Genomic DNA, 16,514 nt, shown 5'->3' on the forward strand with positions numbered 1-16,514 from the left:
TTGCTTTTTTAATGAAATTGACAGGAATGCTGCCCTGAACATGTCAATATTGGCAGTGATTTTTTTACTAACACCTTACCCAAAACATGAATCTCATATTATTTGATGAGCCGGAAAACCGGTTGAATTTATTACCTTTTACCTTTACCCGTCCGGTGGCTGATATCCGGGTGGGGATATTGAAAATTGCCGAAAAATGGAAATTACATTTGCAAACAGAAGTTTCTTTTTTGACAGAATCTTACTTGCAAGAAAAATATCCAACCCGGTGGGGAAGTGAGACGCTTTTTATTAATGGTTCTTTGAGTCCTACTCCGGAAATTTGTATTGCTGTTCAAGAATTAGGTCCCAATGAAGCCTTGCAATACAAAGGGGAGTTGTTAGCCTGGAAAACGGACCGGCAGTTAACGATACATCAACTCATAGAAGAAGCCCGGGCACAGAGCCGGATGGTCACTTTTGAAGGGGAGGTGAGAAAGTTAGATTATTTATGGGATATTTTTTTGAATAACCGTCAGGAAATTATTGCCGATTTCAAAAAAATTACTCATAACCGAAAAAGTCAAGCTCTTAGTGACCCGCATACCATTGTGTACGGAAAAGACAATCTGTTTCTTGAAGAAGGAGTGAAGATCAAAGCAGCGATTATCAATGCGGAAGATTTTCCGGTATATATAGGGAAAAATGCCCGGATTAATGAAGGGGCAATCATACAAGGAGCCTTTGCTTTGTGCGAGGGAGCAGAAGTGAAAGTGGGAGCGAAGATTCGTGCAGACAATACCATTGGTCCTTACAGCAAAGTGGGGGGGGAGGTATCCAATTCGGTAATTTTGGGATATTCCAACAAAGGACACGATGGGTATTTGGGAAATGCGGTATTAGGCGAATGGTGTAATTTGGGAGCCGATACCAATAATTCCAATTTGAAAAATAATTACGGGCCCATCAAAATGTGGAATTACCGGCTGGAAGACTATCTGAACTCGGAGCAAAATTTTTGTGGCTTGATGATGGGAGATCATTCCAAATGCGGAATCAATACCATGTTTAATACAGGGACCGTGGTAGGAACCAGCTGTAATATTTTTGGAGGAGGTTTTCCTCCCAGGTACATTCCTTCCTTTTCATGGGGAGGCTCCAACGGGTTTACGACAGCCCGGCCTGAAAAAATGATGGAAGTGGCAGACAGGGTGATGGGGCGCAGAGGATTACAACTTTCTCAAGCCGACCGGAATATTCTAAATCATATATTTGAGGCTACTCAAAAATTGAGAGATAAGTTCGGAACCTTGAGACAGTAAAGTGGTGAACAGTCATCCGGAAGTTTATGAGATTTCAAAATAATCCCTGACTAATATTACATGGGCTTCAGGGGATTAGGTTCGAGTAACTGAGGAATTTGAGGATTAATAAGTAATTTCGCGATTGCCTCAATGGAGGTCAACTATTTATATAGTGCTTAGAAGAGTATAGAATAATGAAGGAATCCAAAATTGTCATTGATGCAGAGAAAAAGTCTTTGTCCTTGGGGGTTGGCGAGTTATTTCGCTACAAAGATTTATTCCTGATCTTAGCCTATAGAGACTACCGGGTGCGCTATGCCCAAACCTTTTTGGGTTTTGTATGGGCATTTATTCAGCCCTTAGCAACACTTTTGATTTTTTCGATTGTCTTTGGAAGAGCCGCAAAAGTGGATACGGGTGATATTCCTTATCCGGTTTTTGCCTTATGTGGAATGAGTGCCTGGGCGTATTTTGCCTTCGTAATGAACCAGTCCGGAAATTCTATCATTGGCGCACAGGGAATGGTGAAAAAGATTTACTTTCCGAGGCTAGTGATTCCGTTGTCCAAAGCAGTAGTAGGGTTTATTGATTTTTTGATCACGTTCTTATTCTTAGTAATTCTTTTATTTGTCTATGGCATCATCCCTTCGGAAAATATAGTATTTCTGCCTTTTTTCATTATAATGGGGATTATTTCTGCCTTGGCAGTAGGTATTTGGCTGAGTGCCCTCACAATCCGGTACCGGGATTTCCAGCATGTTATTCCTTTCATGACCCAGTTGGGGTTGTATGCCACTCCGATTGCCTACCCTGCGAAATTGCTCGTAGGATCATTACCGGAATGGGCCAATGCTTTGTACTTTATGAACCCTATGGCAGGCGTAGTGGAAGGGTTTCGTTGGTCGATCATAGGAGGAGAAATGCCTTCGGAGTATGCGGTTATCTCTTTTGTTCTGACGATTATTCTGTTTATCAGTGGCCTTTTCTATTTCAGGAAAGTAGAAAAAGTAATGGCGGATTTGGTTTAGGAGTTAGTAACTGGTTTTTAGAAGTTAGTTTGAAAAGCAATATTAAATTTGGATAAAATTAAAAGTTTTAAGGATTTAAATGTTTGGAAGCTGGCGCATCAAACCGTTTTAAAACTTTATAAGTTGACAGAGGATTTTCCCACTCAAGAAAAATTTGGAATAACCAGTCAGTTAACCAGAGCAGCCGTCTCCATTCCGGCAAATATTGCAGAGGGAAGTGGTAGAAATTCAGCGAAAGAATATATTCACTATTTGACAATATCTAGAGGTTCCGTAGAAGAATGCAAATATTTAATATTACTATCCAAAGATTTGGAGTTCATTAAACCGGATGAATATGAAGAACTTGAAGCCTCTCTAAATGAAATAGGAAAGATGTTAAATGGTCTGATCAACTCCATTCGAAAAAGTACTAACACCTAATCCCTGATACCTTATGTCAGATATTGCAATCAAAGTAGAAAACCTGTCCAAACTATATAAAATCGGTACGCAGAAAAGCGGTAGCTTTCGCGAATCGTTTTCTAATATTTTTAAGAAAAACTCCAATCCTGTTTCACCCAACTCTCAACAAGAAAAGGAATTTTGGGCGTTGAACGATGTATCCTTCGAGATCAAGAAAGGAGAGGCTGTGGGAATTATCGGAAGAAACGGAGCCGGTAAATCCACATTGTTAAAAATCCTTTCGCGGATTACCGAACCCACCAAAGGCCGGATCGAAATCAACGGCCGGGTAGCCTCCTTGTTGGAAGTAGGGACCGGGTTTCACCCCGAGCTCACAGGACGGGAAAATATCTACCTCAACGGCACTATCCTCGGGATGACCCGCAGAGAAGTCAAAGCCAAATTTGATGAAATCGTAGATTTTAGTGGCGTAGAAAAGTTTATAGATACCCCCGTAAAGCATTATAGTTCAGGAATGTATGTTCGTTTGGCCTTTGCCGTAGCCGCCCACCTCGAACCCGAAATCCTGATCATAGACGAAGTACTAGCCGTAGGCGATGCCGAGTTCCAAAAGAAATGCTTGGGTAAGATGGAAGACGTCAGTAAAAACCAAGGGCGAACGGTGTTGTTTGTGAGCCATAACATGGGGGCGGTGCAGAGTTTGTGTAGTAGTGGTCATTTTTTTAGTGAAGGCCGTTTGATATCAAGTGGAGGAGTCCAAAGTTGTATTCAAAAATATATGTCTTATCAATTTAATAAGGCACAAAATGGGCTTGATTTATCAAGTCGAAAGGATAGAAAGGGGTCAGGGATTTTGAAGTTTACGAACTGGGAGGTTTGTGATAATTCTGGTCAATCTATATCTGTGTTAATGTCAGGTCAAGAGATTTTTTTCAAGCTATATTATAAGTTTCAAGAAAATGTTGACTCACTTAAGAACGTATTGTTCTGGCTGCAAATTAGAAAAGATGGAAATATAATAATGACTTGTAACAATGAAGTTAGTGGTGTTTTATTTTCTATACATGAACAGCAGAATATTATTCTTAAAATTCAAAAACTTCCCTTATTTAAAGGAAGGTATACATTCAATTTATTATCTGTCGTAAATGGAAGTATATCAGACCATATTAATGAAGCTGGAGAGTTTTATGTAGAAGATGGGGATTTTTTTGGTACAGGAAAGCTTCCCAGAGAAAAAGAAGGGATTTTAGTAGATCATAAATGGCTAATTAACTAGAATAAATTGTGGATAAATTAAGCAATAATGAGATCTTGGTTGTAGTAGGTATGCATAGGTCAACTACTTCGCTAACTGGTCAATGGTTGAAAAAGTGTGGTCTTAATATAGGTGATAGGTTGCTAGGAGGAGGGACAGGAAATGAAAAAGGGCATTATGAGGATTTAGATTTTTTTGACTTACATAGGCAAATTTTATCCCACAATAATTTACCTGAAGGGGGAGTAATGTTTCCTGAAGAAAAACAATTTAATTTTCAGGGCTTTGAAAATATTCACTTAACTGAATATCACAAAAAAAAGGCTCAAAGTTTAATTGATTTAAAGAATTCTTTATACCCTCAGTGGGGATGGAAAGAACCTCGTACTTGTCTTTTCCTTTCTACATATTTATCCATATTACCAAAAGGTAAATATTTGTATTTATTCAGGGATTATAAAGAGGTTGTTTCTTCAATGATACAACGGGATATCAAACATAATAAGAAACTTTATTATTCAATGAAGTTGGGAAAATGGAGATTTTTCTTAAAAGTAAGAGAGTTGAATGAAAAAGTTTATCAAGATTATAATATTCATTTGTCTGCATGGATACATTATAATAAATGTGCTCTTAACTCACTAAAAAGCAGCTTGTCCGATAATTGGCTTGTATTGGAAAATAAAGATTTGGTAAATCATGATAAGAAAGTATATGATAAATTGACCAATTGGGGGTTTAAACTTGACTATCACCCTTTGAAAAATATCTTTGATGCGAAAATGTTAACCAATAAAGATTATTTAGAATTTGATTATGATCCTAGCTTAAAAGAAGAAGCTGATAATTTGATGAAGCAAATGCAGAGCTATAAAGCTCAGTTTTGAAGGTAGTAGGTAGAAGTTTTTACATGAAAATACTTAAAATCATTCCATATTATGGCCAATGGCCTTCATTTATGCACTTGTATTTGGAGTCATGCAAGGCTAATCCTCAACTTGATATAGTTTTTGTAACTGATTTACCCCCTTTTGACAACTCACCGTCAAATGTTTCTTACTTTCCTCTCAGTTTAAAAAAGCTAAAGAAAAGAATTGAAGCTTTATTTAACTTGGATGTTTCTAATTATCCTCCTTACAAACTTTGTGATTTCCGTCCTGCTTATGGGTTAATTTTTTCAAACCTTATTCAAGGTTATGATTTTTGGGGATATGGTGATAATGATTTGATCTATGGCGATCTATCCTTATTTCTGAAAGAAGAGCTATTGAGATGTCATGACATTCTAGCTTTTAAAAAGGGGCATCTACAAGGACCTTTTACTTTATATAAAAATACAGAAATTAATAATAATCTTTTTAAGGAAGGTGGGCATTACCGAACTGTTTTTGGAACATCAGAATATGTCTCATTTGACGAATTTGGTAAGAATGTATTCTATACAAAAATTAAATCACTTCAGGATATCACTTCTTTACCGGAAAACAATATTTCGGTGATAGCCCTAAAACAACACCTAGAAGGAAACTTGTCCGTTTATACGCAGCAACACGTGAAAGAAAATTTATCAGAATCAGACGTAATTGTATATGATAAGGGACGAGTGTATGATTATTATACTCAAGAAGACTATTTATTTTACCATTGGGTTTTAGAAAAAAGGGCTTTGTGGTTTGACTATCCAGAGTGGTTTAAACAACGCCCTGAAAAATTTTATATCACTGTGACAGGCTTTTATTTGCCTGATGAGTTTGCAAAATTCAATAAGCTATATAAAGTTCGATATTATAAGGGCCTTACAAGGTGGTGGTGGTTGAAAGGTACAAATTTTTTAAAAAGAAGAGTTGGGCTTCCTGTTAACATCGATACATATCCGAAGAAGGGATGGGTAAAAAAACTATCCTGATAAATGAATTTTTAATGGAGAAACTACGTGTATTACACCTAATTCCAAATTTAAGAAAAGGAGGAGCGGAAAGATTTGCTTTAGATGTTTGTCAAGAGTTGAACTTGCATCCAGAGGTAGAAGTAAATCTGGTTACTTTAAGTCAAGAGAATTCTTATAGTTACATGTCTGAGAGTGTGCCTATAACTTGTATTCACTCTCATTATATTCCTTCTGTTTTGGGAAAAGCTAAAATTGAAAAGCAAGATTATATACGTTTTGTTGATGAATTTAAGCCACATATCATACACACTCACTTGTTCAGAGCTGAATTATACAGTTCATTGTACCTGCCTTCTTATGCTGCTTTTGTTACACATGGGCATGACAATATGTGTCAATTTAAACAACTTTCTCTAGAAACCCTTCTGTCAAAAAAGAGCATTACGGAGTACTATGAGAGAAGTTTATTACTCAAAGATAAGTATGCTAAAGTAAGGAATTACTTTATTGCAAATTCGGAAAATACTCAAACCTATTTCCAACAAAACCTTCCTAAGAAGATGCAAAAGGATGTGGTTCTAATTAGGTATGGCTTTAACTTTAAGCGTTTTTATAATCCCGAATTAAGAAGACCTCCGATAAATAACAAAATCAAGATTGTAAACATTGGAAGTTTTGTAGATAAGAAGAACCAAAAGCTTTTAGTGGAAATAGCTTGCCTGCTTAAACAAAAAGGATTGTCATTCGAAATCAATATGTTGGGGGATGGAGTAAACAGACCGGTTATCCAGCAGGTGATAAATGAAAACGGCTTGGAGGATTGTGTATTTCTTAGAGGAAATGTGGATAAAGTAGAGGAGTATTTATGGAATAGCAATCTTTATGTACATACAGCCTGGTACGAACCTTTTGGGCTTGTATTTTTGGAAGCTATGGCAGCAGGTTTGCCTTGTGTAGGGTTGGATGGAAAAGGAAACCGTAGTTTAATAAAGGATGATTTGAATGGTTATTTTATTAAAGAACAGAATGCGGACACCTTTGCAAAGAAGATAGAGGATTTGGCTGGAGATCTTGTATTATATGAGACTTTGGCTACCAATGCCGTTGAGTTTGCCAAACAGTATGATATTTCAGTAAAAACACAAGAGCTAGTTGAATTTTATAAGAAGATTGCCAAACTATAATAATCCCAATAATCTTTGGGATGAGATGCATTCATTATAGATGAGATTTACTAAAACTTTATATTCAAAAATTCATACCCTCCAAAGGGTTATAAAGAAAAAAGCTAGAATCCAGCGTTTAGCTAAATTACAACCTGTGGCTAATAATTTGAGTCAGGTTTGGGCAATCTCATCGATAGGGGAACCAAATGTATCTATAGATTTAAAAAAATCTCATGTATTGGGATGTTCAATAGATCTATCCAATGTCAACTGGCATATGGATATTCAATCCGGATTTAGTTTCCCCAAACAGAGGTTTGACACAATTCATCTAGATCAATATTTTAATAAGGGAATAGATGTGAAATTTCCTTGGGAAGTTTCTCGATTTTATTTTGCCATCCATCTAGCCCAGGCATACCAGAGTAGTAAAGAAATATACTATTATCATATATTTAAAACCTTAGTTTTAGATTGGATAGATAATAACCCATTTTTAATTGGGGTAAATTGGGTTTGTACAATGGAAGTGGCTATTCGAGCCTCGAATTGGATAGTCGCAATGAATATTTTTGGTGATGTATGTTGGGAAGATACATCGTTTATCCATTCCCTTTCGAATAGCCTTGAGCAACATGCTGAGTATATTTCTAACTTCCCAGAAGTTTATAAAAAAGGGCATAGCACAAATCATACTACTGCTGATTACGCTGGACTTTTATTTTTAAGCATTGCTCTTCAAGAACATCCCAAAAGTAAAAAATGGCTCCAACAGGCAGTAGCAGGTTTAGAAGAATGTATCGAGTATCAAGTCAGGGAAGATGGGGGACATTTTGAATCATCTATTCCTTATCACCGCCTTGTATTAGAATTATTTGGATATAGTACATTAATAGCCTCACATAATGATGTAATTTTTTCTGATAATTACTATCATAAACTATATTCTATGTTTCAATATACAGCAAAGTATATTGATCATAACGGGGAGGCTCCTATGGTAGGAGATAATGATAGCGGGCGGTTTTTAGTTTTTCGGAGGACTAGAGAGCAAAATCATTATTATTTATTGCAGTTGGGAAAACAACTTTTTGGGTTGAATTTCATCGAAGACCAACTCAATGACTTACAATACTCTCACTGGCTTCCTATCGTCAAATTTCCTCCGTTGTCCATTCAACATCAACCTATACCAAGAGAAGGCTTTTTTCAAAATATAGATAGTGGCTCCTATATCTTTCGATCAAATAAATATTACGTTTTTGTGTCGCTCTTTCCAATTGGAATGAATGGGCAAGGAGGGCATAATCATATTGATATGGGAAGTTTTGTGCTTTCAATGAATGGCAAACCCGTAATTGTTGATCCAGGAACTTATACATATACCCGTTCTCTCGAAAAAAGAATGGAGTATCGCTCTCCTCATATGCATAATATTATGGTTACTCCAGATGAGTTTTCAAGTTCTTATGCAGAGGGATATTGGGACTTACAAAATTATCCAGTGCTAAAAAAACACCATTCAACGTCTGACAATTTAGAGGTATCCTTTTTAAATCATTTAAACCAAGCAAAGAATAGGTTTTATAGTTTTGGATGTGATGGCATTACGATTCAAGACTTTTGTAAGAGTAGCAAGATTACATCTTTTTTGCATTTGGCTGATGAAGTTGTTGATATAGAGATAAATGAGGGTAAGTTAATCATAGAAAATACAATTGAAATAACAGTTGAAAATGCAACTTTTGAATTGACCGATTATGACGTTGCAATACAATATGATCAAGCAAAGCCGGCTAATAAGGTAGTATTGAATTCTATCAATGAAAGTTCTATTGTTTTTGAAATAAGAATTTTGTCATAATGAAATTACTAATATTTTTCACATCCAAATTCCCTTTTGGACAGGGAGAAAACTTTATTGAATCTGAAATACATTTTTTAGCTGATTCATTTGATAAAATTTTGCTAATAAGCAATGATACAACTAGTGAATGTACTAGATCCTACCCTAACAATATTGAGATTAAAAGACTACCTTATCATTTAACCTTGTTTGAAAAAATAACATCTCTTAGATACATTTTTGGAGTTTTATTTTGGAAAGAATTTAAGACGCTTTTTACGAAATATAAACTTTGGCCTTCAAAAGGGATTTTTTTTACAATGTTAGCTTCATTAGCTAAAGGAGAGAACTTAAAAAAAGAAGTAAATCGATGTATACAAGAATATTCACAATATAAGGATATTGCTGTTTATGCCTATTGGGCAAATGATATGGCTTTCGGAATAAGTTTGATAGAAAACAGCTCAGTTTCTAAAAAAATTTGTAGAGCCCACGCTGGGGATGTGTATTTTGAACGATCTGCCTATAATTATCTACCTTTTAGAGACTTTCTATATAAGAAGTTAGATCATATATGTTTTATCTCAGAAATAGGTAAAAAATATTCAATAGAAAAGCTAAAGAACAATTACGATAGTTTTGAAGTAGCGCGTTTAGGCATCAATAATTCTCAACCATATAAAGAAAAATTATTTAATGATAATTACTTGCATATTGCTTCTTGTTCTTTTTTAAAGCCGGTGAAGCGAGTCCATATCATTATCGAAGCATTGAGTTTGTTTCCCGATGAGTTGCCTGTATATTGGGAGCATTATGGTGGGGGAGAGTTGGAAGGTGAATTACAAGAATTAGCCGATAAATTGCTATCATCCAGGCAAAATGTTCAATTTACATTTCATGGATATCTATCTAATGAAGAAGTTTATGAACATTATAACAATAATAAGATAGATGTATTTCTTAATGTAAGTGAAAGTGAAGGAATTCCTGTATCTATTATGGAAGCTCTATCTTTTGGCATTCCTGTGTTAGCGACTAATGTTGGAGGTACATCTGAAATTGTAAATGATAATCATGGTAAGTTACTCCCAGAAAATATAACACCGGTAGAGTTGGCCAATGAATTGATGCTCTATTATAATTTATCAAAGTCAGAAAAAAAAGAACTTAGCAAAAATGCATATGAATTTTGGGAAGTTAACTACAATGCTACTATAAATTACCCAAAGTTTATTCAGACTTACCTAAGTTAATATGAGCATGCAAAAACTCCTGATTATCTCCTACTTTTTTCCTCCATGTAACCTTACTGCTGCCCAGCGAACGTTTTCCTGGGCTAATTATTTAAAGGAGTTTGGCTATAACCCTATTGTGTTGACCCGGAGATGGGATCACCCGGTTAAGTCGTTGAAAGATACATGTATACCTACTCTGCCAGAAGAGGAATACCAACAACATCAGGCCTATGAAGTGCATTATGTACCTTATCTTGGCAACCTCCGAGATCGGATTTACACTAAATATGGAGAACAAAAATACAGCTCTTTTAGAAGGATACTGTCTTCTGTTGAGATCTTTTTTCAAAACTACGCAAATACATTCATCCCATTTAATAACATCTACCAAAAGGCTCGTGAAATTTTAAAAAAGGATCCTTCGATCCGGAAAGTTGCTATTAGTGGGAATCCTTTTATTCAATTTAAGTTTGGCTATTTATTGCAAAAGGAATTTGGGGTTAAGTGGATTGCCGACTACAGAGATGCTTGGACTACCAGCGAAATCAATCAGATGAGTAAAGGAAAGTGGTATGGTTGGGTGGAAAAACATGACCGGCCTTTTGAAAAAAAATGGGTGGGCTCAGCCTCTTATATTACGAGTGTTTCTTCTCCTTTGGCGGAAGGAATCCATGCCATTACCTCCAGACCTTTTGAAATACTCTATAATGGCTTTGAGGCAACAGATTTCTCCATAGACAAGAAAGAATTAAAACCATACGATCGCTTTACTATTACCTATGTTGGGACTTTATATGAAGGACAAAACATAGGAATTTTTTGTGATGCTTATAAAGAGTTTATCCGTCAACATCCCAATGTAAAGATTTTTTTGAAATTTCCTGGTCTTGCTTTTGACAAGGTTCAATCGGATCGAGTCAAAGGGCTTTTAAAAGGCTTTGAAAAATATTTTGAATGTACGGAGCGAATCCCAAGAGATGAAGTGATTGAAACGGAATTGCGCTCTCATGTATTGTTACATGTGGCATGGAAAGGTTTCAAAGGCATTGTGGCTAGCAAAATTTATGAATACATTGGCAGCAGTGCGCCAATATTAGTGGCTCCTGGTGACGAAGGAGAAATTGATAGGATAATAGATCAATCGGGTTGTGGTGAAGTAGCTTATACAAAAGACGAAATTATTAACTATCTGGAAAAAATGTATAAATTATTTGAGCGGGGGGAGTTTACCAAAAATGATGTAAACTCAAAAAATATTCAACAGTTTTCCAGAAAAAACCAAGTAGCTAAATTAGCCGCGTTATTAGACACTCTATGAAAAAGATAATTACTTGTGTGGGCACAAGACCTAATTTTATCAAGGTGACCCAACTTCATAAATATTTTGCAAAATATCCATTTATCCAACACAAAATTCTTCATACAGGTCAGCATTTTGACCAAAATATGAGTGATATATTCTTTGAGCAATTGGAAATTCCCGCTCCTGAAATATACTTGGAGGCTACAGGAACTTCACAAATGAGTTTGTTAGCGGATATTATGGTAAAATTTGAAAAAGTATTGCTAGAAGAGCAACCGGATCTTGTGATGGTACCGGGAGATGTGAATTCCTCGTTGGCTTGTGCCATTGTTGCGAACCGTTTGGGCATTCCATTGGCACATATTGAAAGTGGCTTGAGGAGTTTTGACCGCTCCATGCCAGAAGAAATCAACAGGATATTGATTGATGACTTGTCCGACTTGTTTTTTATTACGGAAAATAGTGGTATAGAACATCTTGTGAAGGAAGGGAAGCTCAAAGAAAAAATGCATTTTGTGGGCAATACGATGATCGATACTTTAGTCAATTTCCAGCAAAAATTCGATCAATCAACTATTCTCAATCAATTGCCTTCCAGGGATAATAAACCCATTGCTACAGTAACTTTCCACCGACCTGGCAATGTTGATATATTGGAAAACCTTGAGCGGATTGTCACTATTTTGGAAGGAGTATCCAAACAGTTTACTATTGTATTTCCTGTTCACCCACGAACGAGAAAAAAATTGGAAACTTTTAATCTTTTTACCAAAGTCGAAAGGAACCCTAATATCCTGCTATTTCCTTCCTTAGGATATTTGGATTTTATGAAATTAATAAAGGAAAGTACTTTGGTGATTACCGATTCAGGAGGAATTCAGGAAGAAACAACTTACTTGAAAGTACCTTGTGTGACCGTAAGACCGAATACAGAACGTCCTGTGACTATTTCGGAAGGTAGTAATACATTGATGGATTTAAACCCGGAAGAAATCATTGAACTGGCCAATACTGTGATTGATGGGAAATATAAGGAAAGTAAAGTTCCCGAACTTTGGGATGGAAGAGCTTCTGAAAGGTTGGTTGAAGTTTTAATTAATTATTTGTCATAACCATGTGCGGAATCACCGGCTTTATTTCTCCTGAGTATTCTCAAGCGGATTTGCAAAAGATGACTTCGGCTATTCGGCACCGGGGGGCGGATGCGGAGGGACTCTATTTTGATGAAAAGCGTGGTTTGGGTTTGGGGCACCGAAGGTTGAGTATTTTGGACCTTTCGGAGGCTGCTAATCAACCTTTTACTTCTCAATGTGGGCGTTATGTGATGGTGTACAATGGGGAAGTATACAATTATGAAGAGATCAAAAATGAGATCTTAAAGGAGAAAACCTTGCATTTCAAAACTACTTCGGATACAGAGGTAATCCTGGAGGCTTTTGCCTTGTGGGGAACGAAATGTGTAGAGCGTTTTAACGGGATGTTTGCCATTGCCATTTTTGATTTGCAAGAGGAAGCCTTATATCTCTTTAGAGACCGCCTGGGCATCAAGCCTATTTATATATACCAAGAGGGCAGTGAGTTAGTGTTTGCCTCGGAGTTAAAAGCAATTTCGTCCGTAGTTGGAAAAAGCAAATTAACGATTGACAAAGGGGCAATTAGCAATTTTTTATATTTGGGGTACATTCCCGCCGAACAAACTGTTTTTAAGGAGGTTGAAAAGTTTCCGGCAGGGCATTTTGGCCTTTTTAAAGGAGGAAAATTATCTGTTTTACCTTACTGGCAAGTGGAGCAAAAAGTTGAAACCACCGTCTTACAAGATGAAACGTTGGCTCAATCGCAATTGCATGATTTGCTGTCGGATGCGGTTAGGCAACGGATGATCAGTGACGTACCTTTGGGCACATTTCTCAGTGGGGGGATAGATTCCAGCACGGTAACAGCCTTGGCGCAAGCAAATTCGCCCCGTCCCGTAAAAACCTTTTCCATCGGTTTTAAAGAAGCCAAATTCAACGAAAGTGTCTATGCCGAAAAGGTAGCCAAACACTTGGGTACGGAACACCATGCTTTTATCTTATCCGAACAGGATGCTTTGGAACGTGTATACCAGATCCTGGATATTTATGATCAGCCGTATGGAGATTCCTCTGCTATCCCAACTTTATTAGTTTCCGAAATGGCCCGCAAACACGTTACCGTTTGCCTGTCGGGAGATGGGGGGGACGAATCGTTTATGGGTTATGGAATGTACAATTGGGCGAAAAGGTTGGCGAACCCTTTGGTACATTCTTCCAGAAAGTTGATTGCCGGCTTGTTAGAGTTGAGTGGAAAGAGTCGGCTACAACGGGCCGCACAAGTGTTTGATTATTCCGAGCCCTCCATTGTCAAAAGTCATATTTTTTCACAGGAGCAATATTTATTCAGCCAAGAGGAAATCCAGCAATTGTTGACTCCCGGTTTTCAAACGCAGTTTTATCCAGAAGAGAAATTCGATCAGCTTTCCAGGGCATTGTCTCCGGAAGAACAGCAAGCCTTATACGATGTCAAACATTACCTCAAAGACGATTTGTTGGTCAAGGTTGATGTGGCTTCTATGTTTCACTCTTTGGAAGTAAGAGTGCCGTTGTTAGATTACCGGGTAGTAGAATTTGCTCTCAATCTGGATCAATCCCTGAAAGTGAAAGGTGGCGTTTCTAAATACCTGTTAAAACAAGTGCTGTATCAATATGTTCCGGCTGAAATTTTTGACCGGCCTAAATGGGGCTTTTCAATCCCCTTGGTAAAATGGCTAAAAACAGACTTGAAGTTTTTAATAGACCAATACCTATCGGAGGAGATAGTGGAGCAACAGGGAGTAGTGCAGTATGTGATTGTAGAAAAATTGAAGAAGGATTTTTTGAATGGAAAATATTATTTATATAATCGCCTTTGGGTTTTAATCCTGCTACACAAATACTTACTCAACTCAAACTCGGAATCCCTTGGAACAATATCATAAAACCTGCTTGATTTGTCAATCGAATAAAATTACTGATTTGGCAGATTTTTCCAGTCATCATCTATCCAAATGTAAGAAATGTGGTTTTGTCTTTGCCAAAAAGATTCCTACCCAGGAAGAGCTGGCCGTATATTATCAGGGCTATGGACGGGACGATTATTTGTCTCCGGTCACGATTAAGAGATACAATGAGCTGTTGGATACCATGGAAAAATACAGAAAGACCAACCGGATTTTGGATGTAGGGTGTGGAGTCGGTTATTTTTTGGAAGTGGCTAAAAAGCGAGGATGGGAAGTTTATGGTACTGAATTTACAGAAAAGGCGGTTTGTATATGCGAACAAAAAGGGATAGCGATGCAAGAAGGCCCTTTGGAGGTTTCACATTACGAACCGGAAAGTTTCGATGTGCTTACCTCTTTTGAAGTGATTGAGCATATCAATAATCCAAAAGAAGAAGTAGCCAAGTTTCGGTGTTTGTTGCGAGAAGGGGGACTCGTGTATTTGACGACTCCGAATTTTAATTCCTTGCTACGCTATTATTTGAAAGATAAATATAATGTCATTTGCTACCCGGAGCACTTATGTTATTATACTCCAAAAACGATTGCTCGGCTATTTAAGAATTCCGGATTTAAAAAACTCTCAGTTCATTCGACAGGCATCAGTCTGACCCGTTTTAAAACCAGTAAGAAAATCTCAGCGGAAAAATTTGTCTCCCAAACTTCTACCGATGAACAGTTGAGAAATAAAATCGAAACCAATAAATCGTTACAATTGGCAAAAGTAATGGCTAACCAAACCTTGACCTTGTTTGGATGTGGAGATTCACTCAAGGCATTTTTTGTAAAATAATAACTGTATTGAATGACGCAAGTTCTCTACCTCTCTTATGATGGAATGACCGACCCTTTGGGGCAATCCCAAGTAATTCCTTATTTAAAAGGCATTGCACAAAAGGGCTATCAAATCACCTTGATCAGTTTTGAAAAAGAGGAAAATCAAAGCCGCTCTTCCTTTATCAAGGAGCTGCTCAATAAAGCCAATATTCAATGGGTGCCTTTGACGTATACCAAACGTCCTCCGGTACTTTCTACCTTGTGGGATATTTTCCAGTTAAAGAAAACGGCTAAAAAACTTCATCGAAAGCATCAATTTCAAATAGTGCACTGTCGAAGTTATATTACGGCTTTGGTGGGTTTGGGAATGAAAAGGAAATATGGGGTGAAGTTTGTCTTTGACATGCGGGGGTTTTGGGCGGATGAGCGGTTGGATGGCAATATCTGGGATATTCGAAAACCGGTGTTTAAAACGGTATATAATTTTTTCAAAAAGAAAGAAATTCAGTTTTTACAAGAAGCGGATTATACGGTCTCTTTAACCCACCAAGGCAAAGACGAAATAGCAAGCTGGCCACAATTCCGCCAAAGTAACCTCCGGATTAAGGTGATTCCTTGCTGTGTGGATAGGAAATTGTTTGATAAAAATAAGGTGGAAGAGGCCGAAGTAGCACAGTGGAGAACCAAGCTGCAACTCCGCCCCGAAAATTTTATCTTAAGTTATCTGGGTTCTATTGGCACTTGGTACATGCTGCCGGAAATGCTTTCCTTTTTTAAAAAATTGCTGAAAGAAAAACCTGAGGCCATATTTTTATTTATCACAGCCGATGATCCCGAAATGATAAAAGCCCAGGCGAAACAACAGGGCATCGACGAAAAATATTTACGGATCACCAGAGTGAACAGGGAAGAGGTACCCGCAGCACTTTCCCTTTCGAATTTATCGGTCTTTTTTATCAAACCGGCTTATTCAAAAAAAGCATCGTCTCCTACCAAGCAAGGTGAATTGATGAGTATGGGAGTGCCCGTCATCTGCAATGCAGGGGTGGGGGATACGGATTTTATTGTCAACAAATACCAATCGGGTTGGGTAACCACTGAGTTTTCCGAGCGTGAATTTGAACGAATCATTCTCCAATTGAATCAACTAAACGGATTTGATAACACACAACTACAGGCGGGAGCTGATGACTATTTCGCTTTGTCGAAAGGAATATCCTCCTACCTAGAGGTGTATCAAAAAGTATTGAACTCTGTTTAAATTTGCCAA

General features: G+C 37.3%; 14 protein-coding genes. All 14 read left to right on the forward strand.

What is annotated here, in order from left to right:
• The first annotated feature begins 86 nt into the window (after positions 1-86).
• The 14 genes from AAG747_RS16845 to AAG747_RS16910 all read left to right on the forward strand — a co-directional run bounded on the left by AAG747_RS16845 (position 87) and on the right by AAG747_RS16910 (position 16,505).
• Positions 87-1,301 (forward strand): GlmU family protein, encoded by a 1,215-nt coding sequence (locus AAG747_RS16845; protein ID WP_346822373.1) that lies wholly within the window; start codon positions 87-89, stop codon positions 1,299-1,301.
• Between the two features lie 176 nt (positions 1,302-1,477).
• Positions 1,478-2,311 (forward strand): ABC transporter permease, encoded by an 834-nt coding sequence (locus tag AAG747_RS16850; RefSeq protein WP_346822374.1) that lies wholly within the window; start codon positions 1,478-1,480, stop codon positions 2,309-2,311.
• Positions 2,312-2,359: 48 nt separating this feature from the next.
• Complete coding sequence (locus AAG747_RS16855) at positions 2,360-2,734, forward strand: four helix bundle protein (protein ID WP_346822375.1); 375 nt, start codon at positions 2,360-2,362, stop codon at positions 2,732-2,734.
• Between the two features lie 13 nt (positions 2,735-2,747).
• The gene (locus AAG747_RS16860) at positions 2,748-3,995 is read left to right on the forward strand and encodes an ABC transporter ATP-binding protein (protein WP_346822376.1); all 1,248 of its coding nucleotides are present in this window, start codon (positions 2,748-2,750) and stop codon (positions 3,993-3,995) included.
• 8 nt (positions 3,996-4,003) lie between these two features.
• A complete protein-coding gene (locus AAG747_RS16865) occupies positions 4,004-4,861 on the forward strand; it encodes a hypothetical protein (RefSeq protein WP_346822377.1) in 858 nt (285 codons plus the stop codon).
• A gap of 23 nt (positions 4,862-4,884) precedes the next feature.
• The gene (locus AAG747_RS16870) at positions 4,885-5,880 is read left to right on the forward strand and encodes a DUF6625 family protein (protein ID WP_346822378.1); all 996 of its coding nucleotides are present in this window, start codon (positions 4,885-4,887) and stop codon (positions 5,878-5,880) included.
• The gene (locus AAG747_RS16875; RefSeq protein ID WP_346822379.1) at positions 5,859-7,046 is read left to right on the forward strand and encodes a glycosyltransferase family 4 protein; all 1,188 of its coding nucleotides are present in this window, start codon (positions 5,859-5,861) and stop codon (positions 7,044-7,046) included. Before AAG747_RS16870 ends, AAG747_RS16875 begins: the two co-directional genes overlap by 22 nt.
• Before the next feature lie 40 nt (positions 7,047-7,086).
• Entirely contained in the window at positions 7,087-8,892 is a 1,806-nt protein-coding gene (locus AAG747_RS16880) for a heparinase II/III family protein (protein WP_346822380.1), read from the forward strand.
• Positions 8,892-10,127 carry a glycosyltransferase gene (locus AAG747_RS16885; RefSeq protein ID WP_346822381.1) on the forward strand — a complete coding sequence of 412 codons (1,236 nt, stop codon included), beginning with the start codon at positions 8,892-8,894 and terminating at the stop codon, positions 10,125-10,127. Before AAG747_RS16880 ends, AAG747_RS16885 begins: the two co-directional genes overlap by 1 nt.
• A gap of 1 nt (position 10,128) precedes the next feature.
• Entirely contained in the window at positions 10,129-11,427 is a 1,299-nt protein-coding gene (locus AAG747_RS16890) for a glycosyltransferase family protein (RefSeq protein ID WP_346822382.1), read from the forward strand.
• Positions 11,424-12,524 carry a non-hydrolyzing UDP-N-acetylglucosamine 2-epimerase gene (wecB, locus tag AAG747_RS16895; RefSeq protein WP_346822383.1) on the forward strand — a complete coding sequence of 367 codons (1,101 nt, stop codon included), beginning with the start codon at positions 11,424-11,426 and terminating at the stop codon, positions 12,522-12,524. The genes AAG747_RS16890 and wecB overlap by 4 nt, the downstream gene beginning before the upstream one ends.
• Positions 12,525-12,526: 2 nt before the next feature.
• Positions 12,527-14,407 (forward strand): asparagine synthase (glutamine-hydrolyzing), encoded by a 1,881-nt coding sequence (gene asnB / locus AAG747_RS16900; RefSeq protein WP_346822384.1) that lies wholly within the window; start codon positions 12,527-12,529, stop codon positions 14,405-14,407.
• Positions 14,391-15,260 carry a class I SAM-dependent methyltransferase gene (locus AAG747_RS16905; RefSeq protein ID WP_346822385.1) on the forward strand — a complete coding sequence of 290 codons (870 nt, stop codon included), beginning with the start codon at positions 14,391-14,393 and terminating at the stop codon, positions 15,258-15,260. The genes asnB and AAG747_RS16905 overlap by 17 nt, the downstream gene beginning before the upstream one ends.
• A gap of 12 nt (positions 15,261-15,272) precedes the next feature.
• Positions 15,273-16,505: a glycosyltransferase gene (locus tag AAG747_RS16910; RefSeq protein WP_346822386.1), complete on the forward strand. Its 1,233-nt coding sequence runs from the start codon at positions 15,273-15,275 to the stop codon at positions 16,503-16,505.
• Positions 16,506-16,514 lie beyond the last annotated feature (9 nt).

The sequence above is a fragment of the Rapidithrix thailandica genome (assembly GCF_039710355.1).
GTDB classification, from domain to species: Bacteria; Bacteroidota; Bacteroidia; order Cytophagales; family Flammeovirgaceae; genus Rapidithrix; species Rapidithrix thailandica.